At 47.8% G+C, this 24107-nt stretch carries 23 protein-coding genes; 15 read left to right on the top strand and 8 right to left on the bottom strand.

What is annotated here, in order from left to right:
- Positions 1–19 precede the first annotated feature (19 nt).
- The 4 genes from ACFSUS_RS17575 to ACFSUS_RS17560 are packed head-to-tail and all read left to right on the top strand — an operon-like array spanning position 20 to position 3727.
- Positions 20–913 (top strand): DUF4097 family beta strand repeat-containing protein, encoded by an 894-nt coding sequence (locus ACFSUS_RS17575; RefSeq protein WP_381524848.1) that lies wholly within the window; start codon positions 20–22, stop codon positions 911–913.
- A 13-nt stretch (positions 914–926) separates the two neighbouring features.
- Complete coding sequence (locus tag ACFSUS_RS17570; RefSeq protein ID WP_381524846.1) at positions 927–2225, top strand: hypothetical protein; 1299 nt, start codon at positions 927–929, stop codon at positions 2223–2225.
- 12 nt (positions 2226–2237) lie between these two features.
- Entirely contained in the window at positions 2238–3407 is a 1170-nt protein-coding gene (locus ACFSUS_RS17565) for a porin family protein (protein WP_381524843.1), read from the top strand.
- A gap of 20 nt (positions 3408–3427) precedes the next feature.
- Positions 3428–3727: a hypothetical protein gene (locus ACFSUS_RS17560; protein WP_381524841.1), complete on the top strand. Its 300-nt coding sequence runs from the start codon at positions 3428–3430 to the stop codon at positions 3725–3727.
- 448 nt (positions 3728–4175) lie between these two features.
- Here ACFSUS_RS17560 and ACFSUS_RS17555 read toward each other — a convergent pair whose 3' ends face one another.
- Entirely contained in the window at positions 4176–5813 is a 1638-nt protein-coding gene (locus ACFSUS_RS17555) for a cryptochrome/deoxyribodipyrimidine photo-lyase family protein (protein ID WP_381524838.1), read from the bottom strand.
- Positions 5814–5926: 113 nt separating this feature from the next.
- Between ACFSUS_RS17555 and ACFSUS_RS17550 the strand changes: the two genes are divergently transcribed.
- A complete protein-coding gene (locus ACFSUS_RS17550; protein ID WP_381524835.1) occupies positions 5927–6712 on the top strand; it encodes a cysteine hydrolase family protein in 786 nt (261 codons plus the stop codon).
- Between the two features lie 22 nt (positions 6713–6734).
- Positions 6735–7364, top strand: a complete 630-nt coding sequence (locus ACFSUS_RS17545) for an LON peptidase substrate-binding domain-containing protein (RefSeq protein ID WP_381524833.1) — start codon at positions 6735–6737, stop codon at positions 7362–7364.
- Positions 7365–7399: 35 nt separating this feature from the next.
- Here the strand turns inward: ACFSUS_RS17545 and ACFSUS_RS17540 are convergent, their stop codons facing one another.
- Positions 7400–8551 (bottom strand): AI-2E family transporter, encoded by a 1152-nt coding sequence (locus ACFSUS_RS17540; protein ID WP_381524831.1) that lies wholly within the window; start codon positions 8549–8551, stop codon positions 7400–7402.
- 308 nt (positions 8552–8859) lie between these two features.
- Between ACFSUS_RS17540 and ACFSUS_RS17535 the strand changes: the two genes are divergently transcribed.
- Positions 8860–9567 (top strand): response regulator, encoded by a 708-nt coding sequence (locus tag ACFSUS_RS17535; RefSeq protein ID WP_381524828.1) that lies wholly within the window; start codon positions 8860–8862, stop codon positions 9565–9567.
- Positions 9568–9656: 89 nt separating this feature from the next.
- A complete protein-coding gene (locus ACFSUS_RS17530; RefSeq protein WP_381524826.1) occupies positions 9657–10691 on the top strand; it encodes a sensor histidine kinase in 1035 nt (344 codons plus the stop codon).
- 20 nt (positions 10692–10711) lie between these two features.
- Here the strand turns inward: ACFSUS_RS17530 and ACFSUS_RS17525 are convergent, their stop codons facing one another.
- Positions 10712–11974 (bottom strand): aspartyl protease family protein, encoded by a 1263-nt coding sequence (locus ACFSUS_RS17525; RefSeq protein WP_381524824.1) that lies wholly within the window; start codon positions 11972–11974, stop codon positions 10712–10714.
- 237 nt (positions 11975–12211) lie between these two features.
- Here ACFSUS_RS17525 and tpiA point away from each other — a divergent pair, with 237 nt between their 5' ends.
- Positions 12212–12976: a triose-phosphate isomerase gene (tpiA, locus tag ACFSUS_RS17520; RefSeq protein ID WP_381524821.1), complete on the top strand. Its 765-nt coding sequence runs from the start codon at positions 12212–12214 to the stop codon at positions 12974–12976.
- Positions 12977–13055: 79 nt separating this feature from the next.
- Positions 13056–13565 carry a cupin domain-containing protein gene (locus ACFSUS_RS17515; protein WP_381524819.1) on the top strand — a complete coding sequence of 170 codons (510 nt, stop codon included), beginning with the start codon at positions 13056–13058 and terminating at the stop codon, positions 13563–13565.
- Here ACFSUS_RS17515 and ACFSUS_RS17510 read toward each other — a convergent pair.
- Genes ACFSUS_RS17510 through ACFSUS_RS17500 form a run of 3 tightly spaced genes read right to left on the bottom strand, consistent with a single transcriptional unit; the run spans position 13558 to position 15835 of the window.
- Positions 13558–14613 carry a hypothetical protein gene (locus ACFSUS_RS17510; RefSeq protein ID WP_381524817.1) on the bottom strand — a complete coding sequence of 352 codons (1056 nt, stop codon included), beginning with the start codon at positions 14611–14613 and terminating at the stop codon, positions 13558–13560. The two genes, ACFSUS_RS17515 and ACFSUS_RS17510, sit on opposite strands and share 8 nt — an antisense overlap.
- Positions 14597–15202, bottom strand: a complete 606-nt coding sequence (locus ACFSUS_RS17505) for a hypothetical protein (RefSeq protein ID WP_381524816.1) — start codon at positions 15200–15202, stop codon at positions 14597–14599. The genes ACFSUS_RS17510 and ACFSUS_RS17505 overlap by 17 nt, the downstream gene beginning before the upstream one ends.
- Positions 15203–15214: 12 nt before the next feature.
- Positions 15215–15835 carry an RNA polymerase sigma factor gene (locus ACFSUS_RS17500; protein ID WP_381524815.1) on the bottom strand — a complete coding sequence of 207 codons (621 nt, stop codon included), beginning with the start codon at positions 15833–15835 and terminating at the stop codon, positions 15215–15217.
- A gap of 180 nt (positions 15836–16015) precedes the next feature.
- On the opposite strand from ACFSUS_RS17500, the gene ACFSUS_RS17495 reads away from it, so the two are divergent.
- On the top strand, positions 16016–16456 hold the full coding sequence (locus ACFSUS_RS17495; RefSeq protein ID WP_381524814.1) for a hypothetical protein: 441 nt from the start codon (positions 16016–16018) through the stop codon (positions 16454–16456).
- A gap of 5 nt (positions 16457–16461) precedes the next feature.
- Here ACFSUS_RS17495 and ACFSUS_RS17490 read toward each other — a convergent pair whose 3' ends face one another.
- Positions 16462–17028, bottom strand: a complete 567-nt coding sequence (locus tag ACFSUS_RS17490) for a Uma2 family endonuclease (RefSeq protein ID WP_381524812.1) — start codon at positions 17026–17028, stop codon at positions 16462–16464.
- 104 nt (positions 17029–17132) lie between these two features.
- Between ACFSUS_RS17490 and ACFSUS_RS17485 the strand changes: the two genes are divergently transcribed.
- Both ACFSUS_RS17485 and ACFSUS_RS17480 read left to right on the top strand, forming a co-directional pair.
- Positions 17133–19427 carry an ATP-dependent helicase gene (locus ACFSUS_RS17485; protein WP_381524810.1) on the top strand — a complete coding sequence of 765 codons (2295 nt, stop codon included), beginning with the start codon at positions 17133–17135 and terminating at the stop codon, positions 19425–19427.
- A gap of 88 nt (positions 19428–19515) precedes the next feature.
- Positions 19516–21129, top strand: coding sequence for an OmpA family protein (locus ACFSUS_RS17480; RefSeq protein ID WP_381524808.1), 1614 nt, complete (start codon positions 19516–19518; stop codon positions 21127–21129).
- A gap of 134 nt (positions 21130–21263) precedes the next feature.
- Here ACFSUS_RS17480 and ACFSUS_RS17475 read toward each other — a convergent pair whose 3' ends face one another.
- Positions 21264–22022: a hypothetical protein gene (locus ACFSUS_RS17475; protein ID WP_381524807.1), complete on the bottom strand. Its 759-nt coding sequence runs from the start codon at positions 22020–22022 to the stop codon at positions 21264–21266.
- A 251-nt stretch (positions 22023–22273) separates the two neighbouring features.
- Here ACFSUS_RS17475 and ACFSUS_RS17470 point away from each other — a divergent pair, with 251 nt between their 5' ends.
- Together ACFSUS_RS17470 and ACFSUS_RS17465 are read left to right on the top strand one after the other, a co-directional pair.
- Entirely contained in the window at positions 22274–22660 is a 387-nt protein-coding gene (locus ACFSUS_RS17470; RefSeq protein WP_381524805.1) for a DUF3887 domain-containing protein, read from the top strand.
- Between the two features lie 13 nt (positions 22661–22673).
- Positions 22674–24104, top strand: coding sequence for a serine hydrolase (locus ACFSUS_RS17465; protein WP_381524804.1), 1431 nt, complete (start codon positions 22674–22676; stop codon positions 24102–24104).
- Positions 24105–24107 lie beyond the last annotated feature (3 nt).

The following is a 24107-nucleotide window of genomic DNA, read 5'->3' as shown; positions in this document are numbered from 1 at the left end:
TAGACTTTCTTGGTCCATTTTGTGGACAGCTCTACTGATTCTGTGTTCAAACGTCTTCTCGCTGGCTCAAACGCCCCTGCAAGTTGTTACGAAAGTTGTCGAAAAAGACCTTACTTATACGGATGGTCAGCCTATTCGGATAAATGCCCAAAAAGCAGACGTAACGCTCAGGGGCTGGAGTCGATCTACCGTTGCCGTTACACTTCGGCTCATCGCCAAACACCCAGATCGTGTGGTTGCCGAACGCGAAGTGGGGTATCACCAATACGTATTGCAAGCCAACGGGGGCCAACTTGACTTATCGAATCGGTTTGTGATTCCGCAACGAGCGGGGAAACTGCAAAGTCAACTGAAGGCGATCTATGAAGTAAATGTGCCAGCGAAAGCGCTAATAAACCTTACTAATTCATTCGGCGACGTTCGGCTCAGCGGTTTATCGGGCGACGTAACACTTAAGTTTGAGTTTGGGAAGCTGTCACTCGATGACATCAGCGGTAAACTAGCCATCACGTCTGACTACGGCGATATCGACGGGCGTAATATCGATGCTACGCTCACCTGCAAGGCCGAGAAAGCCGATATCATGCTGCGCGACCTGGGGGGAAAGGTAAATCTGCAAAGCCGCTACGGTAAACTAACCTTATTACCCTCTTCAACGCTCGACGGCTTGAAAGTAGAAGCTGCTCGCACCGAAATCGTGGTAGCGACCAAACGTCTTTCTGATTTCAGCTTTGATGTCATCGCGTCGTTCGCCGAGATCCGTGTGCCCGATGCGGTCGCCAGCCAGTTGGGGCGATACGGCAGTAAACAAACCTTTACGTATCAGTCTGCTGCCCGTAAGCCCGAAATATCCATCCAAAACAGCTACAGCAACATCATCATCCAGGGCGAAAAGCCGCTGGTTGATCGGTAAAGACTCTAATTCCATGAAAAATCTATCTAAGAGTAACCTGCTTGCATGTTGCATCCTCATTATGGCTAGCTACGCTCAAGCACAGGAATGGTCGTTCGGGCCAAAAGCGTACTTAGGGTTGAGTGCCCGTCGCGGCCTGGCCGAAACCAGTATTGGAGCTGTTAACGTATTCAGTTCTGTAATGGGTGACGTTAGCGGTGGAGGTATAGGTGCCTTCGCACGTTACGACCGCCCACGTTGGTATGGACAGATCGAAGTCGCACAGGGTAAGTACAACCTGGGGGGCGCTTCTGTGAGTACAACAGGACAAGCTAGTAGCCTCTTTATTAACCGGCGCCGATATGACCTTCGATTAATTGGAGGATATAAACCCTTACCCTGGCTTCGGCTTCATGGTGGTTTAGTAGGGGTAGCTAATACTAGTTTGCCAGTAAGTGGTTATGAAAGCACAATTGCTTTTTTAAAAGAGCGCGTTGCGAATGAAACTAACCCCGATTTTTTAAATCGATACCAACAGGACCTAGCGTTTAATCAGGTTAGTCAGGCTGTAACCCAAGCCTACGAGAAGTACAATCTGGAAGGCCAACTCGGTTTAGGTGTTGACATTGGTGGGCTAACGGTGGATCTGGTGTTTTCGCAAAGCCTGACGCCTAATGTGAATGGGATTCAGTTAGACGGCATAACCTATCCTTTTCGACAAAGCTACAGCTACACAGCGCTGAACCTTGGCTATAAGTTGTTCCCCTTAAAGAGTTATCTACTGGCTCTAGGTAAGAATAATCGGGCTTATCAGCGTATCAAACAGGATATCCCGTTTTACCGTAATGAAGTACAGGTAGCCGCGGGGCTCTTAACCGAAGACATTGGTAGCGCATCTGTTTACGAAAATAGGTATACCCGCTACGTCAGTCGGCGGGTTGGTTTAACCGCTAGCGTTGGTCTGATGCGGTCCTTTCAAGGCCCTGGTCGTTACTTACCTGAAGCTACTAACATAATTATGGCTTCAGCTTCCTTTCGGCTGCTGGCTCTGTACAGCCGACGCCACACGATTGGCTTATCGCCCGGCTTAAATTTTATGTCTTATCAGGGCTTTCGGACCAATAGCGGCCGGGTCGATGGGCAAAACGTTACTTCTGTCAGCATCAACCCGCAAAATTACCGTAACGAAAATGGGGTTGGCTGGCAGGTGACGGGTGACTATACCTTCGCCCTTACCGATCGTATTCCGATTGGCGTCTGGTTACGTATCGCCGATAATTCGGCCCATGGTTCATTTGGGCAAGCTGGCTTACAGCTTGGGTACCGCTTTTAATTGCTACGCATCATGAAAAGTCATCTCTTTTATATCGCTTTAATTGTAGCGGGTAGTTCCTGCACACTACACGCACAAACACCCGAATCAAGGCGTTTCGAGGTTGAAACAGGCGCCTATACGCTTCGGCTCCCCTCACCAGACAACAATGGTTGGACCATTCGCCAGCAGGTTACGGGGTACCTTGGCCCTCGCTTGGGTATTGCTTTTGGGTTAGCCTGGGGAGCATCAGCCAATGCTGACCCGCTTAAGTCTGGTCAGAATCCTTCTTACTTTGCCGACCCCAATCGATTAACAGAATTTTACCGCCGTAATCAGCAGATGGTTGATTTGTCGTTGGTTGCGCTGCCGATTCTGAGCCGTAGGCATCAACTAAAGGTGCAAGCCGGACTATCCATCTTTCGGCGTCGTGAAATTGGGATCGATAGCCTTGTTGAATACGCGCCCGGTAATATTTATGCTGTACTTCGTTACACAGATACACGGCGTGTTGTTCCGATGGCGGGTGCAGGCTATGACTTCCGGCTGTCTCCTCGTTGGGCCGTGGGCGTTAACGGAACAGCCTACTTCTCCGACGAGGGCAAGCCCACAACAACGCTGGGCGTCCGGGCGACGTATCGGTTTGGCCTGTCGGCTGATTCACTCGGTATGAAGCCAATTCCCTGGGACGACTTACGCGTAGGTGTCCGACTTGGTGCTAATGTGATCGGTAGAAATGGTCGTGGGCCGGGTGATCGCTATCGGACAAAGCTTGTTGGGGGCTTGTGGGCCGAAATGCCTCTTTCACTCACATGGGCCGTACGGGGTGAGATAAACTACGCCCAGCGTGGTTACCGTATTGACGAAGTCAAACAAGGGAATACCCGTTACTTGGCGGCCTCGGCTAATCTAAACTATTTGGAAACACCTTTATTATTCCGGCACGAAGTTGCTTATCGCTGGTATTTATACGGTGGGCCGTACCTGGCGTTTTTCCTTAACGGAAGCTCCGAAACAGAAGGAAAGCCTAACCCCGCTGTGCAGCCTCACACAACCAGTGGACTTATGCTAGGGGCTAGTTACAACCTAACCAGTAAACTAGTTGCCGATATACGGTACCAGCGAGATCTGATCCAGATTTCAACTACGCCTTATGGCGGCTTTCACTCATTTCAAGCGACCCTGGGATGGGCGTTTCGTTAGGTCTTAACTTTTCTACTCCCATGAAATCAATTCACTTTTACCTGTTCCTTGGTTATCTTTCTATTAGCCTCATTAATGCAGAGGCTCAGACAGATTCTGTCAGGACCGAATACAGAACCGAAGACGAGAAAGTATCAAAAGAGGAAATCAAACGGCTAATACGCTATATCACCCGTGCCAATGTTGAGGAGAAAACGCTTATTAAATTTGGTGGAATACTTACTTCGGCTACGTTTTCGCGAATAGGCGGAAAATTCTCGGCAGGTCTTAATACAGAGTTAACTATTGAGCGAAAATTGAGTCCATCAACTAGGACTTGATAATCAAACGGATATCTTGTTACTTGATCCCCAGACGGTACCAAGTAGTGGCCCGTCAGCCTCTACATTCTGGGGCGTAGAACGTAGTTTGATTTTATCAACGTCCGCTAAGGCTGCGGTTCGTTATTACTACGCTATGTCTCGCCGAATTAAAAACGGTAAATCAGCTAATAATTTTTCTGGGTCTTACGTAGCTATACAAGCCCGCCGTTCTGTATATTATTACATCCGCAATAAAGAATACAACTTATCAACACTGGATACCCGGTATACTACTCAGACCTCTAAGCTAGGTCTTCTTAATACACCTTCGTTAGCCATCCAATGGGGAGTCCAGCAACGCTTAGGTCGAAGGGGATATATAGATATCAATGGAGGACCAGAAGCGACATTATATGACAGGAGCAATGTATACAGCTATTATTATAGTTCGAGGTTAGATTTATCACTACGGATTAGCGTGATCATTGGTCTGGGATGGTGAAGCCACCTTTTGCTTTTTGTTAGACGCACTATGCGGAATTGCGTGTTTCTTCAAAATACGTTCCTGCTCTTTCTTGCCTGTTTCGGTTTGGCGGGGCTGGTGGAGCTTAATCCGGGCTTCCCGCGCCGTTAACGTAATGTCAACAATAGGGGTGGGGTAGTCAGTGCCGACGTGGAAGTTCAACATGTCCTGTTCCAACGGTGGCATTGTCCAGGGTTCATGAATGTAAGCTGTCGGGCAGTTGACTAGTTCGGGAACCCATTGTCTAATAAAAACGCCCTCTGGGTCGTGGTCCTGCGATTGCTTCACAGGATTATAAATACGTACGGTATTGGTGCCGGTCATACCGGATTGCATTTGAATTTGAGCGTAGTGAATGCCCGGTTCAAAATCAGTATATATGCGAGCCATGTGCAATGCGCCCTCTTTCCAGTGCTGGAGCAAATGATGACTCAAAAACGACATAAGCATTGCCCGCATTCGAAAGTTGATGTAGCCTGTAGCCGTTAAGCAGCGCATGCAGGCATCGACCATCGGGTAACCCGTGTTTCCATCGCGCCAGGCGACGTATTGGGCATTGTTAATGTTCTTTTGCAGCTCGTCGAAAGCACGGTTGATATTCTCAAATTCCATCCGGTCTTCATTCTCAAACTTCTGAATGAAATGGCAGTGCCAACGCAGCCGCGATGCAAACGCACTAAACTGCTGCCCTAAGCCAGGTAAGGGTGGGTGCTTGGCCGCCTGCATCTGCGCCTGATACACCTGGCGTATGCTTAAGCAGCCCCACGCTATATACGGTGATAAGCGACTGCAGCCACGTCGACTTTCGAGCGGTTTAGAGATTGATTTGGCATAGAGTGCAATGCGCTCAGTCAGAAAGCTGTGCATGTACCGGTGGGCGTTATGCTCACCACCTGGCTGAAATTGAGGATTCGGAGTTGACCATTCAATGGGCAATGCTTCGCCTTTGTGGTGTTTATACCAGTCAGTATCGAGAGCAGCCGGTTGCCAGCGGGCCAGATCGGGGTGTTCCTGCGAAGCCCGCATCGTACGTTGCCAATCGTCGGGCCAGGTGTCCCGGTTCTTTAATCGTCGAATCACGCCATTTGTCTGAAACTCCTGCCACTTAATGCTGTTTTTCTGACAGAAAGCGGTAACGGCTTTGTCGCGGTCATACGTAACGCGCAGGCCCGTTTCTTCGTACGAGAAAATGGTATCGATAGCAAAATACTCATGCAAGGCGCTAAATATATCAATAACTTCTCGATGGAATACCCAAACCGCTGGCTGGCCGCCAGAATCGAGTAGTGCAGGTTCGTCATCAAAAGTAAATGGAAGCCACTCATAGATAAAAGAATTTGGCTGAACTACTTTAGCTTGTTCTTTAAAAGCTGGTAATTGCTGGTTTAGGTCGGCCAGGCATTCGGTTACAAACCGCCAGTGGCGTAGGTCGTAGTTTGGATCAGCTAAAACAGATGGTTCAAAGCAATACAGTAACAATAGTGGCTTGCCTGAGTCAATGGCGGCTCGTAAGGGCGCATGATCGCGAAGGCGCAGGTCCCGCTTAAACCAAAGAATGTTGATGGCCGTTCGCGATTTCATCTATGAATTATTAAGACTGGATAAGAGAAAGCCCTTGTGCCTTACATTTGTTTTTTAATTTTCAACCCGCTATTTCTAGTGCCGTTGACCGTCTATTTAAGAACGAACAACTCGTGAAAAACGCTTTTCTGATCATTGACACCCAATACGATTTTTGCGATCCCGATGGTGCCCTGTTTGTGCCGGGTGCTGAGCAGGACGTCGAACGAATGGCTGGTCTGATCCGTCATCATGCCGATCAGATTGATCATATTGTCGTGACGCTCGATACGCACCATATGCTCGATATAGCTCATCCGTTATTCTGGCAGGATGCCGATGGCGACCACCCGGCTCCCTTCACCCAAATTACGGCCGAAGACGTAACCACTGGCCGCTGGACAGCCCGCTTTGAGACTGAAAAAGCACAGCAATACGTTCGTGATCTGGAAGCCGATGGGCAATTTCAGCATTTCATTTGGCCCGAGCACTGCCTGATCGGCTCGCGGGGGGCGGCTCTGCACGATACCTTGCTTGATGCGCTCAAAGACTGGTCGCGGCAGCGCGAACTGGATTATGTAGCTGTGCCTAAAGGCTTGCACCCCTTGTCGGAGCACTTCGGTATCTTTCGGGCACAGGTGGCAGACCCAGATGTATCGGAGACGCAACTTAATACCTCACTAATTGCTGACTTAGAGCGCTTCGATACCGTTTATCTGATGGGCGAAGCTAAGTCGCATTGCGTGGCAAACAGTTTAAAACAGATCCTGGACTTTGCACCCGGGTTGGTGCCCAAGGTAGTTGTCGTAACGGATTGTACGTCGGATGTAACGGGCCTAGGTCATCTCGCAGACTCAATTTATGCCGAAGCACGAGCGAAAAATGTGCGTTTCATGGAATCAAAGGCGGTTTTCAGCTAAAAAGCTGTACCTTTTCAGCCGTATGGAAAAGACGCTACCCCTATTCCCGCTAAACCTTATAGTCTATCCTGGCGAGGATCTGAACCTACATATTTTTGAACCCCGATATCGTCAGCTCATTAGTGAATGCATCGAAGAGGAAAGAACCTTTGGCATCCCGGCGTTCATCAATAACAAACTGCCCGGCTACGGTACCGAAATGCACGTAACAACGCTGCATAAACGCTACGACGACGGGCGAATGGACATTAAATCGAAAGGGCTGACTGTTTTTAGGCTGGTTAATTTCGAGAATCCGGTGCCGGGTAAGCTCTATGCGGGTGGCGAGGTCGAGCTGGTCGAACCAGGTGATAGCTTTAGCGCACACGCAGCCGCACTGGTTGAACGACTGGAGCGGCTTTACGATCTGCTGCAAATTGAAACCGATTATGAACCATCGGCCGAGAATTTTTCATATCGAGTGGCGCACAAAGTTGGCTTATCGGTCGAGCAGGAGTACGAACTACTGACACTAGATACTGAAGCGGAACGACAGCTTTTCCTAATTCAACATCTTAACAACGTACTGCCGGTTGTGTCGGACATGGAGCGCACGAAGCAACGCATTCGAATGAATGGTCACTTCAAAAACCTTGACCCGCTAAATTTCTAACCACAAAGAAGGCTGTTCAATTAACAGCACGCCTTCTAACTTTTTTCGTCTACATCACCGATCTTCTTAGCCCGTTTTGGCAACTGTTCGGCTAGCTCATGCAGATTTTTAATTGGTGGGCGGGGCTTTTCGGCTTCACCAAGCAGAAAGCCGTAAGGTTTTAACGAGTCTACCGAGTCAAAAATCACCTTAATAATAGCCGTCATAGGTAGTGCCAGTACTAGCCCGGCCAGCCCCCATACGTTTTCCCATAGAATTAAGACAATGATAGCCGCAAGCGGGTTAATACTAACTTTTGATCCGACAATGTAGGGGGTAATGAAATTGCCTTCCAGAGTTTGCACAAACAGAAAAACCCCAATTACGCCCAGCGCTTTGAGTGGGTTGTCTTCGGTAACAAGCGCATAAGCGGCTGGCAATAACGATCCCATTGAGATACCGAAGTACGGAATCAGAACCAGGCACGCGCCAAAAAAACCAAAGAATACGGCGTAATCAATGCCTAGAATAAGCAGGCCAACCGTCATCAGAGTGCCAATGATCAGAATGACCAGAAACAATCCTGCCAGGTAATCCTTCACCACCATATAAATACCCTGTAGGACGGTATCTATTTTAGATCGACGCGTATCGTTGAAAACTCGGTAGAAGAAAGACCGGAAAAAATCGCGGTAGAGTAAAAAAAAGAAGATAAATAATAAGACCAGAAAAACGTCAGTTAATGTGCTGGTTGTGGCTAATAAGGTAGATGTAAGAATGGCCCCGCCTTCCGATAAAGCCTGATTAAGGTACTTTCGGACCTCCGCTACTTGCCTTTTCCGATCGATGTTTAAGTGCTCATCGGCATAAGTTTGTATTTGGTTGAGATAATCATTGCCCCGCTCAACTAATTGAGGAAGTACCTGAGCGAAGCTGCTGATCTGCATGGAAACGGCATAGAGAATTCCAACAATAACCGTTAGGGTTAGAATCAGACAAATGATGATGGCTAGAATGCGGGGTACATGCCACTTTTCGAGCCGACTGGCTAGTGGGAAGAGCAATACAGCAAACAAAATAGCAAAAACAAGTGGAATAAGTAATCCCTGAAGTGTATGTAAGCCATACACGATTATTACTATAGAAAGCAGTATGCAAACAAGCTTAGCGTAGGGGGGGAGTTGAATCTCCGGTGAGCGAGTGTCCATGATACGTGGTAAACATCATTAATGACCATATCGTTATCTGAGTGAACGGTCAAAGCAAATGTACCCTAGATGCACCGGATGTTTGTCGCCCAGCTAATCATTTTTTAATAGACCCTAATTAAACAGAGAATAGGCAACATTACAATGTCAAATGACTTGTAATGAGTACCAAAGCAGCGAACAAAATAGCCCCGTTGCTGTTAAATTTTTGTTAAGGATGCAATACTTTATCGTAACGTTGCGGATAAGCCGCGTAACTTCGGGCAACCTGTCGAAATGGCAGACTGTTCTCACCAATCTTGCTTCGTATGAGTGCTGCCAAAGCCGCTCAACCTCTGCACCGCATCTTAGTCGTGGATGACGACGCTGACATCGTCGAGATGCTCGAATACAATCTCACTAAAGAAGGCTACGACGTTCGTACGGCCACCGACGGTCGTAAAGCGATTGAAGTAGCTCGAACGTATCTGCCCGAGCTGGTCGTGCTGGATATCATGATGCCGCATCTGGACGGCATTGAGGCCGGCCGACAGCTGCGCGATATTCCTGAGCTGCGCCAGACGTATATCTTATACCTGACTGCTCGTTCGGAAGAATACTCTGAAGTAGCCGCCTTTGACGTTGGGGCTGACGATTACATCACTAAGCCAATTAAGCCCCGTGCGTTGATGAGCCGGATTAATGCACTGTTTCGTCGTGAAGCGCAAAAAGCTGATCCCGGCGAACAGATCACGATTGCCGATCTTAGCATAAACCGTAAAAACTACTCCGTAAGTCAGGGCGACAAGTCGGTAATTTTACCCAAAAAAGAATTTGAACTGCTGTTCTTCCTCGCTCAGCATCCCAACAAAGTGTTTAGTCGCGAAGAGTTGCTTCAGAAAATTTGGGGAGCCGACATCTACGTTCTCGAACGAACGGTTGACGTCCACATTCGTAAACTGCGCGAAAAAATTGGCGATACCCACATCCGTACGCTGAAAGGCGTCGGCTATATGTTTACTGATCAGCCGGAATAAGTAGAAGAGCGAAAGAGTGAAAGAGCGAAAGTAGCCCAAGTGGTAAAACTTTCGCTCTTTCACTCTTTCGCTCTTTTTATCTTTGTCTTATGTCCTTAAGTCCCCGCTTCATTGCGCTGTTGCTGGCCTGTCTGATCTCAGCCCTGACACTGGCGTTTTTAACGTTTGTGGATGGTGTCACGAACAATATGTTGTTCGTGGTGGGTGTTTCGTCGTTTGTCATCTCATTTTTCCTGGTCTTGTACGCTATCGAACTGCTCGTATTTCGGGAAGTCAATAAAATGTACAAGACTATTCATAAGCTTAAGATTCGTGATTTCACGATCTCCCGTAAGTCGATCATCAAGAATACCAATCCGTTTAAAAAGCTCAATGATGAGATATTCGTGTATGTCGCCAAGAAGCAAAAGGAAATCGACGAATTGAAGCGGCTGGAACAGTTTCGGAGGGAGTTTCTGGCCGACGTATCGCATGAATTGAAAACGCCCATCTTTGCGGCTCAGGGCTTTATTCATACCCTCATTGATGGGGCAATTGACGACGAACACGTGCGGGACAAATTCTTGTCTAAAGCGGCTAAAAGCTTGGATGGTCTCGATGCACTCGTAAAAGACCTGGTGGCGCTTTCGCAACTGGAAACGGGCGAAGTCAAAATGAATTTTGGTCGCGTTGATCTAGCCCAGGTAACGCACGAGATTTTTGAGCAACTAGAAAAAATTACCCATGCCAAACACACCTCGCTCCGAATGAAAACACCACACCCAGGTCCAGTCTGGGTAAAGGCAGATCCTCAGCGCATTATGCAGGTGATGACTAACCTGATTGAGAACGCCGTGAAATATGGCAATGAGAACGGCCGGGTACTTGTCAGTTTGGAGGAAGAAAAGAAGCACATCTTGGTGTCAGTTAAGGACGATGGTCCCGGAATTCCTCCTGAACACTTAAGCCGTATTTTCGAGCGGTTTTACCGAATCGAAAAAAGCCGCTCTAAAGATCGGGGGGGGACTGGCCTAGGACTCGCCATTGTGAAGCACATTCTGAAGTCTCATAACACCAAGATTACTGTGATGAGTAAGCTTGAAAAAGGCACCACTTTTCGCTTTAAGCTCGATAAGATGGACTAAGTGTAGCCTGATTAGCTACATTAGATGAGTCGCTTCAGCACAAAGGCGGTTATGATGATCTGGCCGTTCCGCCGAACTAGTACCGAAACTTCTTTGCCTTCACCTTTCTGCAGGATTTTATAGATATCACTGATACTTAGTTCGTTGGTAGAACTATTATTTACAAACAAGACTTCGTCGCCCTCTTGCAGGCCTGCCATGTCGGCTGGAGAGCCCTCCACGATCTTATCTACGTAATAATTACGGAAGCGTTCCCCTCGGGCTTTGAGCTCTAATCCGCTCATATCGTGCTCAAACGTTTCGCGCATGAGCCGTTTAATCGGCTTCAGGACGACATACCGATCGGGATAGTTGAACGTAACGTTAAACCGACGTAGTAATTCGCAGCCAACATTACCCTGCCGCTCAGGCATGTCTATTAACTTCATGCCAAATGCCATACTATCAGGAAAAGAAGCCAGGATGTTATCCAACTCGTACCGGCCGAACCGTATCTTTTGAATCCGTCCCATACTGCCGTGAATAATGCCATTCAGCCCTCGGCCCAGCTGCGCCCGAATGCTTTTTTCGGGAAGTGGCATAGTGGCCGTACTTCGCGATCGGTCAAGTAGTAGCGCATGTCCGGCACCAGTATCTAACACTACGCGTAATGGCAGCGACTTTTCACCGTCGAACACCGATAGGGCGTCGGTGTAGGCTTTCGTATCCTGAATGGTAATGGGGTAGCGATCGCCTTTCCGCTTGCGATAATGATACTTTTTCGGCTGCATCAAGGTAATCTCGCGACGCTGAAAGTCGACATTCACAACGAAATTGGCAAAGATCTCATAGCCGAAAATGCCGTGTACTGGAGTGCCAACGTATTCAGAGAGGTGTAAAATATCTTCGTCCAGAATAACAAGGTTGTGGTGCGATGCCCGCAGCCCCCCCATGGTTAAATGATTGTCGATGGCAACCGAGGCCGTTAAACTTCCGCCCTCACCGGCACCCGTGAGCTTAACTTTGCGAGTCAAGGTTAAGGGGCGCTTTTTAAAAGCACTAGGGTCGGTAATGATGGTATTGCTAACACCCGTATCGAGAATGAAGTGTAACGTGTCGGAATCGTTAACCTTTACCGGCACAATGATAAGATTGGAGTGAAGCTGAAATGGAATGCGGGTCCATGTACGGTTGCCAGCAATGAAAAAGCCATAGCGATCCTTGTCAGGCGTACGCTTGTGGTCGTCCCCTCGCGCAGCCAAACAGATGCCTATCAGCCCAATTACCAACACCAGCGTTTTCATGTAGAGTGTTTATGACATTGAAATTACGTATTTTTTACTAGAATAACACAAAAATTAAACAATCGGTTTAGCCCATAAATAAACGGTTTCTCGAACTGATCATCAGCCAGTTAAAATTTAGCATTACGTCGGTTAAGCTGTTCAGCCGAAAAGCTCTAATTTCGCCCGTGATTGACCAACAAGTAGTTCGCTTGTTTGATTCAAAGAAACTGGTTCTGAACACATTATTAATTTATTATGCGTAAAAAAATCGTTGCCGGAAACTGGAAAATGAATAAAACTGCCGAAGAAGCAAAAGCGTTGCTGTCTGAAGTGGTAAATATGATTAAGGATGAGATCACCGGAGAGGTTGAGGTTGTACTCTGCCCACCGGCTCTGTACCTGACTACGTTCCGGCAGTATGTGCCAACGGGAGGCAAGATTTCGCTTGGTGCTCAGAACTGCCATGAGAAAGCATCGGGTGCGTATACGGGCGAGATTTCAGCTCCGATGCTCCAGTCCATTGGCGTCGAGTATGTTATTCTGGGCCATAGCGAACGGCGCCAATATTTCGGCGAAACCAACGCGCAACTGGCTGAGAAAGTCAATATCGTTTTAGAACATGGACTTAAGCCGATCTTTTGCTGCGGAGAGTCGCGTGATCTCCGCGAAAACGGCGATTACCTGGGCTTTGTAAAAGACCAAATTACGGAGAGCTTATTTCATTTATCGGCCGAGCAGTTTGCCAACGTCGTGATTGCTTACGAACCTATCTGGGCAATCGGTACAGGGCTGACGGCTACCTCAGGTCAGGCGCAGGACATGCACTTTGAGCTACGGCAGCACATTGCGGGTCAATACGGTGATACGGTGGCGCAGGATACTACCATCCTCTACGGCGGGAGCGCTAATGAGAAGAACGCAGCTGAACTCTTTGCGCAACCCGACGTTGACGGTGGATTGATCGGTGGCGCTTCACTAAAGTCGCGGGAGTTTACGAACGTAGTAAAAGCCCGTCAGTAAAGACATATTGTAATTGAGTGAATACGTGATGGAGAAACTCTGATTAATCCACTCCATCACGTATTCACTCAGCCAGGCCATGAAAGATGCCGCTTATTATGTAAAGACCCTCAACATGCAGCCTCATCCGGAGGGAGGGTATTTTGCCGAGATGTACCGGTCCGCCGAAATGATACCTGCTGAGGCCCTACCTGACCGTTTTACTGGAGACCGCTCGTTTGGAACGGCCATCTATTTTTTGCTCGAAAGCCATCACATCTCAGCCTTACACCGTATCCAATCCGACGAGGTCTGGCATTTTTACGCTGGCAAACCACTGGATGTGTTTGTAATCAAGCCTGACGCGACACTATCAGTAATCCGATTAGGCAATAATCTTGATCGGGGCGAGGTATTTCAGGCTGTTGTTCCGGCGGGCTGTTGGTTTGGATCTAAGCCCGCCGAAGTTACTGACGGGCCGGCCTTTGCGCTCGTTGGTTGTACGGTTGCCCCTGGGTTCGACTTTGCTGATTTCGAGTTGGCCGATCGAACCACACTACTCCCTGAATTTCCTCAACATCAGGCAGTGATAGAACTATTGACTACCTAAAATTCACACTGCCAAAAGATGATACAACCCGAATTTTGGGTCCAGTGCCGTCGCCAAACTTACCCGAATACTGTTTTTTGGTACGTACCTTAACTGGGTCGTTATTGTTGTCGGGTTGCGATCTAAACTGGAGCGTATTTGACCGCGGATAGTTGAATCCGCCGTAACTGACCGTTACGTTAAAGTCGCAGTCACTCGCTTCAGCGATCGGCAAAGCTACTGACGAATAGGAAGCGATAATATCTACCGCATCGGCGGTCTTGGCTAGCTGATCAATACGAAACCCGCCTGAAAAGTCGAGGTTTACCCGTGCTGATTCTCGTAGGGTGCCAATTTTGGCACCTGAGTAGTTGATGTCGGCATTAAGCTTACCAACATCGCCGATGTTCATTTTACCAAATTTATTGCTCAGTGTGAGCATATTCGCCTTTTCTAGCTCAAGGGTGGCATAGGCAATGTCCAGCTTTCCCTGGTTGAGGCTGCGGATGGTAGCTTTGCCATAGGCAACATCAATATCGTTTTGTGCGCCCGTCAGCTCATCGGCGTTGAAGTTTCCATAGCGGTTGTGAACCGTTAAGGCAGCATGAAACGTAGGAATGCTGATGTTACCAAGTTTATTCCGCACACTCAAGGCGTTTTGCTTGGGCATTGTGACCTCATAATTGATTTTGACGAAGTTACGCTCACTGTCATTCTTCCAGCTGTTGACGTTCCAGTTTGATGAGGTGCTCTGGCTAAAGTGTGTACGGATAAGAATTTGATTGCCGGTACGCTTCTCTTCGATCGAAACGGCGTCTAAAAACCGTTGTACCCGCTCATCAGAATCAGAATTGGCCGCAATCGTTATTTTAACACGTATTTCGTTTTTATCCCACAAGTTTACTAGTACTTGCCCAAACTGATTATCCACGACCAGATTGTCTTTAGCGTCTACGTCGAACATCTTGATAATCGTCTTCTTTCGTTCAATCATGCCGAATTCAGTCGGCTCCTCTGCCCATGCGAACATAGGCAACAGGCAGAGCAAAAAGCTACACAGGGTTTTCATTAGTTTGTTGTTTAATGCGCTGAATAACGCGCAACTGTTCATTGAGCAGGTTAATCTGAATTTGCAGATTTTGAATCATAGCTTGAATCAACATCTCCTGATTCGGATTTTTAGGCAGGTCAGCTTTCAAGGATTGATAAGAGCGCTCAAGTCGATTTAAGTCCGTCGCAAACTCCTGATAGAGCTCTGGGTTGTCTTCAGTCATTTGCTTCAACTCGGCCCGCTTATCGTCAATGAGCCGGGTGTACTGCACGACCTCCTTAGCATAGCTCGGACTTGCTGCCACAACTTCGGGCTGACGCGTGACGCCATATTGGTAGTTCGTATACAGAAAGCCTCCGGCTAGCAGTAGTACAGCAATGGAAGCGGCTACTCGCCAGTCGAGTGCTGGCCAGCCAATTTGCCTACTGCGTTGAGAAGGATTTTTATAAACTTGCTTAAACGGCGATGCTTTGTCCAGTCCATTCTGGTCAGGCTGCTGTTTATCAAGTCCGGCTTCTATTCTCTGCCACAAGTTGCCGGGTGGCTCTTTGTCGTCAAAGTCTTCGCGATTGTCTCGTACGAAGCGTTCTAAATTATCTTTTCTCATTGGTTTTGTTGTTTATTTAAGTAATTCCATCAATCGTTTCTTTCCCCTCAAATACTGCGTCCTTGATGTGGTTTCACTAATATTTAAAACGTTACCAATTTCTTCATGATCATATCCTTCAAACAAATACAGCGATAGCACTACCCGATAGCCTTCTGGTAACTGCTGCATCGCTTGTCGGACCCGCGCTACTTCCAGCTGAACACTTTCTTCGTCGTAAGGCTCGGGATCGGCAAAGTCGGGGCCGTCGTCTTCCCCCAAGCGGTGCGAGTCTATATCGACCAGCTCCAGCCGTCGACTACGCAGGTGATTGATGGCTCGGTTAACAACAATCTGCTTCAACCACGCACCAAACGTGCTTTGCCCCCGGAACGAGTTGATGTGATTGAAGGCGTCCATAAAAGCCTCTTGCAATACGTCTTCAGCTTCGGCCTCGTGATTTAAAATCCGTAGGCAGACGTTATACATGGCTTTCACGTACTGCTGATAAAGTTCATACTGCGCCCGTCGCTCGCCCTGTTGGCAGCGTTTGACCAATTCAGCATGACGGTCTGGATAAGGCGGTCCGACCGGCCGGAAGGACGTACCCTCGCCGTCCTGTCCCGGACGGGTGCTATTTCGGTTCGAGTCCAACAGGTTCAGCGGTCCAGTGGTTTAGGTTGTAATCAGGAGAAAGACAGACCCCAAATAAGAACGTTGCATTAACAACGAAAAAAATCTGTTTTATTCGGCTCACATTTATACAAGTGTATGAAATAAATTCGTTGTCAATGGTTTAGACACTATCTTAGGGTGTAATGATAGGGCTTTATCATGTATGATTTGAGCTATAATGCGCCGTTTCAGGTGCAGGACGATGGTACGAACTCACCTTTTGATCATCAACGTGTGATTAGTAAGCTCACTATGGAGCTAGGAATATTATACTATCGTGAAAAATCAATAACGGTAGAGCCGCTCCCTGAAACCCCATTAAACGAAGGGCCTGGTCATGCTGTGCCGGACTTATTATTATACGATAAAATAGCTGAGGAAACGAAGATTATTATTGAGATATGCCAGACAAACGGGCAACGAAATGATCTGAGAAAAGCAATCTATCTTATTGAAGAGAATGACTACGGCATCCTCGAAGGCTTCGTCTATAATTACAAAACCCGCGAGTGGCTGCGTTACCGGAAAGGCGATGGGGGCGTAGCAACAGCCTCGTCGTTTTCGGAGGTGATGGGCGTTGATATGGGGCTGATGCTGTAATGCAATTATGCAAACAAATTACCCACGGTAAACTGGAAATCCGGTACGACCGGCGCGGCTGAAATAACGTCGGTTCCTTTATAAGCTTTCGACTCGTCGGGTGAGGTATACACGTAAATCTTTTTGCTTTCTGGAATTACATACCAAACCAGCTCGGCTCCTCCGTCGAAGTAGTCCTGAACTTTATCAATTACATCTTGATACGACTCAGAGTCGGACAGGATTTCAATAGCAAAGCGGGTTCTCTGGCGAATACCTTTGCCTGTCTCCTGAATTTGAGACAACGAAAAGTAAGCTAAATCGGGTCGGCGTTTTCGTGTCTCATCCACGTAAGAGTCCATTTCTGGTGTTAATTCATCCCCTCTTTCATAAGCAGCTGTCTTAGCAAATAAGCGTGTCAGGAACTTTAAAATCAGATATTCAGCTTGCTTCATTTCCTTCTTCTCGATGATTCGCCCCCTAACAAACTCGTAGCTACCCTCATGGATGTGCTGCCGCTGCCACTGCTCAAATTCATCCACATTCTGCAGATTAGCCGGTAACGGTAAGGACGGTGTTGATGTGGCAATCATAGAGTTAAACAGACTGGTTTCTGTTCAAAGATACCCTTTTTTAGGACGACCCCGACCAAATTTTTTCGTAGTTTTGGTTGTTATAGAGGGATAGAAGCGAGCTAATGGTTGATTACATTTCTGGATTGAATGAACCCCAGCGGGAGGCCGTTATGCACGGCGATGGACCGCTGATGATTATAGCGGGAGCCGGTTCGGGCAAAACCCGTGTGCTGACCTACCGCATTGCCTACTTGATCGAAAACGGCGTTGATCCTTTCCGGATTCTGTCGCTGACGTTTACCAATAAGGCCGCCGGTGAAATGCGCCACCGGATCGAAAAAGTTGTGGGTACTGAGGCCCGTAATATCTGGATGGGTACCTTCCACTCGGTATTTGCGAAGATTTTGCGTATTGAAGCGAAAGCGATTGGCTACACAAGTAACTTCTCGATTTACGACACTGACGATTCAAAGTCACTGCTCCGAAGCATCATTAAGGAGATGGGACTGGACGATAAAGTGTACCGCGCTAACAACGTGTTCGGTCGGATTTCGGGGGCAAAGAACCGGCTTATCGGCCCGGATGATTACATTAATAATTCGGTTATTCAGGCCGATGATGATGCCGCCCGAATGCCCCACATTGGCCGGATTTATAAGCAGTACGCGTTACGGTGCTTCGCGGCCAACGCCATGGACTTCGACGATCTGCTATTCAATACCAACGTGTTATTCCGCGATCATCTGGACATCTTACACAAATACCAGCATAAGTTTCAGCATGTTATGGTCGATGAGTTTCAGGATACCAACGTATCACAGTACCTCATCACCCGCAAATTGGCCGCAGTTCATCAGAATATTTGCGTCGTGGGCGACGATGCGCAGAGTATTTACGCCTTCCGTGGCGCTGACATCACCAACATTCTGAATTTTCAGCGTGACTACGGCAAAGAGAACGTTAAGATTGTGAAGCTGGAGCAGAACTACCGCTCCACTGATACCATCGTACAGGCAGCTAACTCGATTATTGCTCGTAACAAGAACCAACTTGAGAAGCACGTCTTTACGGCCAACGAAGCAGGCCCGTTGATTGACGTAATCAAAGCGTCATCCGATAATGAAGAGGGCCGTTTGGTTGCTTCAGCCATCTTTGAAACGAAGATGAACGAGTCGCTGACAAACAACGACTTTGCGATTCTTTATCGGACTAACGCGCAGTCGCGGGCCTTTGAAGAAGCCCTGCGTAAGATGAGCATCAAATACCGTATCATTGGCGGTTTATCATTCTATCAGCGAAAAGAAATCAAAGACCTGATTGCGTACCTGCGCTTTACGGTCAACCAGCAGGATGAAGAAGCGTTCAAACGGATCATCAACCTGCCTAAGCGTGGTATTGGTGATACTACGGTAGCTAAAATCAGTGTCATTGCGGCCGAGAAAGAGGATTCTGTTTGGGAGATAGTTGCTGAAATTAGCAAGCACGTAGCTGGACGGGCGGCCATTGCTATTGAGGGTTTTGCTGACCTGATTAAAAGCTTTAAACTACTGCTCGATCAGAAAGACGCTTTTGAAGTGGCTTCGCACATTGCCAAAGCATCGGGTTTGTTAAAGGAACTCTACGACGATAAAACCGTTGAAGGCCTTGCCCGCTACGAGAACGTACAGGAATTGCTCAACGCTATTAAGGAGTACGTCGATAACCCTGATAACGAAGACAAAAGTCTTGGCTCATTCCTGCAATCGGTATCGCTGCTGACTACGGCCGACGAAAAGGAGGACGATGGAGATAACGACAAGGTAACCCTAATGACTATCCACGCGGCAAAAGGGCTGGAGTTTAAGAATGTTCATATTGTTGGCTTGGAAGAAGACTTATTTCCAAGTCAGATGATGCTCGAAAGCCGGAATGACCTGGAAGAAGAGCGCCGTCTGTTCTATGTGGCCATCACCCGCGCCGAGAAACGCCTGACTATGTCGTATGCTGAGACGCGCTATCATTACGGCCGTCTGAAAATGTGCGAGCCAAGCCGGTTTTTGATGGAAATTGATCAGCGCTACCTGAAAATGTCGAAGCTACGCTCTGCTCCAAGCCGAATGGATTTCGATCGACCCGAGCGCGACCGTAGCGAAACAACATCAACTGGGTCAATGGCCTTTGTACGATCGTTGGCACAGAAAACGGCACAACGGCAGGCACCTCAACCGACCGTTACGCATACGCCCTCGGCAGATTTTGCACCAACCAGCACTGCCGACTTAGCTGCTGGTCAGCGCGTTGAGCACGCTAAGTTTGGCTTTGGAACGGTTAAAAGTGTAGATGTGAACGGCACCGAGCGCAAAGCAACGATTCAGTTCGAGAAAGCAGGAGAGAAGGTGTTGTTGCTGAGTTTTGCGAAGCTGCGGGTGGTTACTTAATGAGATCACGAAGGCATAAACCTTATACAAAACTCGCTGTATCTGTCGTTTAGACACCGAGTACCCCACTATCCCTTTGCCTAACATCATGAATGCTAACGGTACCATTACCGCCAGCTTGCTCTTTCTACTATTGTCTGTCTGCAGCTACGGCCAGACAGGTAAGGATTCGTCTAGAGTCGAGAATCTAGGGAATCAGGTCAATTCGGAATACAACGAAATCAATCCGATGATTACGCCCGATGGCCGAACGCTTTACTTTGCCCGCATTAGTCATCCTAATAACACGCACGGCGCCAAGGGAAGCCAGGACATCTGGTACTCCGAACTCGATGCCGCCAGCGGTAAATGGGGCCCGGCCCGACGGATGGGCTTTCCGCTGAATAAAGATGAGTACAACTGCGCCTACAGCATTACGCCTGACGGCAATACGATGCTCGTGAAAGGGTCGTATACAAACGGCAATTATGAAACACGTGGCTTTTCGATCAGCAAACGGACGGCAAACGGCTGGTCCCCCCCGCAAAAAATGGACATTCCCGGCTATGTAAACATGAGTAAAGGGCAGTTCGACTGCGGGTTTATGTCGGCGGATGGAAAGGTGCTGTTGATGGCGTTCAGCGAGAAGAAAAATAGCAAGGAGGATGATATTTATGTGAGCTTCCGTCAGAAAGATGGCTCCTGGTCAAAACCAATGGATTTAGGACCGGAAGTAAACACGAAGTTCACGGAGACAACTCCATTTCTAGCTCCCGATGGCGCTACACTCTACTTCTCCAGTGACCGGGATGGCGGCCTGGGCAATAATGATATCTATGTTTGCAAGCGTGTTGACAAAACCTGGAAGCACTGGTCAAAACCAGTAAATCTTGGGCCGAACGTAAATACTGATGGGTATGACGCCTATTACACCCTCGCAGCTTCGGGCGATTACGCATACCTGACAACGTTCAAGAATACCCTCGGTAAAGGGGATATTGTGCGTGTTAAGCTCACGGACGACCGGCCCGGTAATCAACCTGGTAAAGTGGGTGGTGGAGGTGATTTGGCGAGCGCTCCGAGTACTCGTCCAGATCCTGTTGCTTTGATAAGCGGGAAAGTGATTGACCAAACCACCGGTAAACCTGTTGAGGCTCGCATCGTTTACCAGACCTTGTCAGACGGCGCTGAAGTAGGCGAGGCAACATCCGATCCAATTACGGGTGAATACAAAATTGTGCTTCCTTACGGTCAAAAATACAGCATGCGCGCTATTGCTAAAGATTTTATTGCAGAAGGTGATAACGTAGACCTAACCCAAGCAAAAGGCTTTCAGGAGATTAAAGGCAAAGAATTAAAGATGGTGCCGATTAAAGAAGGGGGCGTAGTACGCTTAAACAATATTTTCTTTGACACGGGTAAATCGGAGCTACGTCCGGAATCGGGCCCTGAACTCGACCGGTTAGTGACGACGCTAAATGAAGCGCCAAAAATGGTTATCGAAGTACGTGGTCATACGGATAACACGGGCTCCAACGAAATCAATGCCAAGCTTTCGCAGGACCGTGCCGATGCCGTTCGCGAGTATTTTATCAGCAAAGGCATCGAACCCGATCGAGTGGGCAGTAAAGGGTTTGGCGAATCAAAACCGGTCGCTACAAATGATACCGACGAAGGACGCCAGCAAAACCGGCGTGTAGAATTCGTTATTGTGAAGAAGTAGTTTCGGTTTACGCTTTACAGTATTCGGCTTACGGCAGTCCGTCGCTATAGTGATCCACAGACAAACTTAGATGTACGCGTCAGCCACCATAGCGACAGACCGACGAAACCGAATATCATAAAGCACAAACCGAATTAATCTAATCCCGGCCGTTGGAAGGCTCGGGCTTCTGGAAATAACGCTTCAAGCTCACGACGAAGGCGACTCAGTAAGGATAGCATGTCGAGGAGGTCATCTGTTTTCTCTGGGTAATGCTGTATCATCGTTTGCCAGGCCATAAACGAGCGGTCTATGCTTACAAGTACCAGCTTGGCTTTGCCAAGGTGATAATTCATCAGATGGACATCAGCGCTGGGCTCCGACAACGCGCGTAAGGCTGACTGCGTCTTAACGGGGATCAGCGTCCGGTACCATCGAATCATTTCCCAGGCATCTTTCAACGCGTTGAGCAACGGCATTGCTTCTTCCTGAGTTTTCAGGCCAAGCTCAACTTCACGAAGTTGCTGTTGGCCCGCTTGCTCGAGCAGGCCTTTCTCTTCTTTCGACCAGATGCCGCTCAGGCGCATGTATTCGTTCGCTAGCTCCGAGATCAGGTGCCGTCGAGCCGACTCTCGCCGAATGGCTTTTTCTTCGAGCGCCTGGGTTTGCTGCTCGGTTAATTCATTAAGTCCGGAATTTTCCTGAGACCGAGTTAAGTTCTCAATGTATTGCTTGGTGAGATTTAACGCTTCGGTCAACTGCTGAACTAAATTTCCTTCTGTATCCAGCGCTTTAGTTAAACCCGTTTCAGACTGAATCTGAAAGCTACGGCAGCGGCTGGTAAACAGACAACGCTCACACCAGGTGTCACAATAATTATAAATGCCAGTAATCAAGTCAGGTTGTGTATTCATTGCCTTAATAGGCTTAACTTATGTAGTATGTTCTGTAAATATAAATAAAAACAAAATAAAATGTAGGTAAGTGCCTCGTATGTTGTTAGTGTAAATGTTAAAATGTAAATGGTTACAATAACGGGCCTAGTTAAAACCATTTATCTGGCTGATAAGCCGCTAAAAAAGATATATAGCAAGCCTTCCTATTTAAATGCTAGGTTAAAGCAAAGAATTTACCTTTGGCTGAACCAACCTCATACCAAAATTATATGAAACGCCTTACGCTTGTTGTTACCTGTGTTCTGGTTTCGCTACTGGCTTCAGCACAGACAACATCTGATTCTAGCTCTGTAAATACTGCCAAGCTGGATTCGTTGGCTAAGCTGGCTCAACGCTTTATCAATAACAATCAGCCTGATTCACTATACGCCTTAATGGGCACTGCCTTTAAAGAACAGATTTCGTTGGACAAGACCAAGGAAATAACGGGGCAGTTTGCTGGTCAGCTTGGCAAATGGGTATCTATCGAATCGCGCGGCATTAAAGAGGGGGTAGCTCGCTACAAAGCTACGTTTGCGCTATCAGCATTGGACTTTTATATAAGTCAGGATAAGCAAGGTAAGATTGAAACATTTTTGTTTAAGCCGCTTGAATAACCCTGACAATATTATGGTACGTTTATTAGCGGTGATGTGCTGGTTGGTTTCATGTGCCACCTTAGCACAGAAGCCGCCCATAGATCGGTCGTTAGATTCGACCGAAACGCTTGTTCGGAACGCTTACAACGCCAACCAGCCCGAGACGCTGTATGCTTTGACGAATGACCTGTTTCAAAAACAGATTTCAGAAGCTCAGTTCCGGTCGTTTATTTCAGGAGCAGTCGCCAGTTTAGGCAAATGGAAATCGTCTGACAGACCTGTGCTGATTGGGGGTACGTTTCATTTTAAAGCGTTGTTTGAGAAGGCGACCATGGACTTTTTGTTAAACCTGGATCAGCAAAAGAAGATCGCTTTGTTTGCCCTTCAGCCATTTCGCGAAACAGCCGTTGCTCGGTCAGCGAAGGTGTTAACGAACAACCCGCTTAAGACCAGCCTCGACCGTCAAGTTGACGAAGCCCTACAGAATTACGTAACCAATGCTACCACCGTTGGAATAAGTGTGGGTATTCTACGAAATGATAGCTTGTTCACGTACGGTTACGGGGAAACAGCTAAGGGAACCGGACGTATTCCGGATAGAACAACGGTATTTGAGATTGGCTCAGTTAGTAAAACCTTTACGGCGACTTTATTAGCTGATGCCGTCCGACGCGGCCTTGTAAAGCTTGAGGATCCGGTTAGTAAGTACTTACCTGATTCTATTCCGCTTCTAAAACATGAAGGCGTTGTTGTTACGTTGAAAATGCTGGCTAATCATACGTCGGGTTTGCCACGAATGGCAGGAAACTGGAGCGCAGGAAACGGATTTGATAGCCAAAATCCATATGCTGTTTATACTGAGCCACTTCTGTTCACCTACCTACAAAAGCCCAAATTCAACTATCGTCCTGGCACAACTTACGAGTATTCGAACTTAGCCATGGGCGTGTTAGGGACCATTATAGCCCGCAAATCTGGTCAGTCGTATGAGCAGTTGTTGAATCAAGTGATCAATAAGCCACTTGGCTTACAACAAACGAATATTACGCTAGCCCCGGACGATACCACTAACTTAGCTACGGGCTATAACGAAAGTGGTTTAGTAGCCCCTAGTTGGGCATTCCAGGCTTTAGCGGGTGCGGGGGCCATTCGGTCAACAACCGCTGATTTGCTACGCTACCTTCAGGCTAACTTAGGAGCAGCACCACCTGAGCTGGCAAAAGATTTTGAATTTACGCACCGGCAGACGTTCAGCGGTGCCAACCCGGTCGAGACAGTCGGGTTAGGATGGCATATCATCAACCGAACGGGCTGGCTGTGGCATAACGGTGGAACAGGCGGTTTCCGCAGCTTCGTAGGGTTCAACCCTGCTCATAAGACAGGAATAGTCATATTAGTTAATTCTGTATCAGCACCATTAGACGGTCTGGATTGGAAGATAATTAAAGCGGCTTCACTTTGAACA

The sequence above is a fragment of the Spirosoma soli genome (assembly GCF_042684525.1).
GTDB classification, from domain to species: domain Bacteria; phylum Bacteroidota; class Bacteroidia; order Cytophagales; family Spirosomataceae; genus Spirosoma; species Spirosoma soli.
Note: the sequence above shows the minus strand (reverse complement) of the source record. Positions and strands in the feature narration are given on the sequence as shown.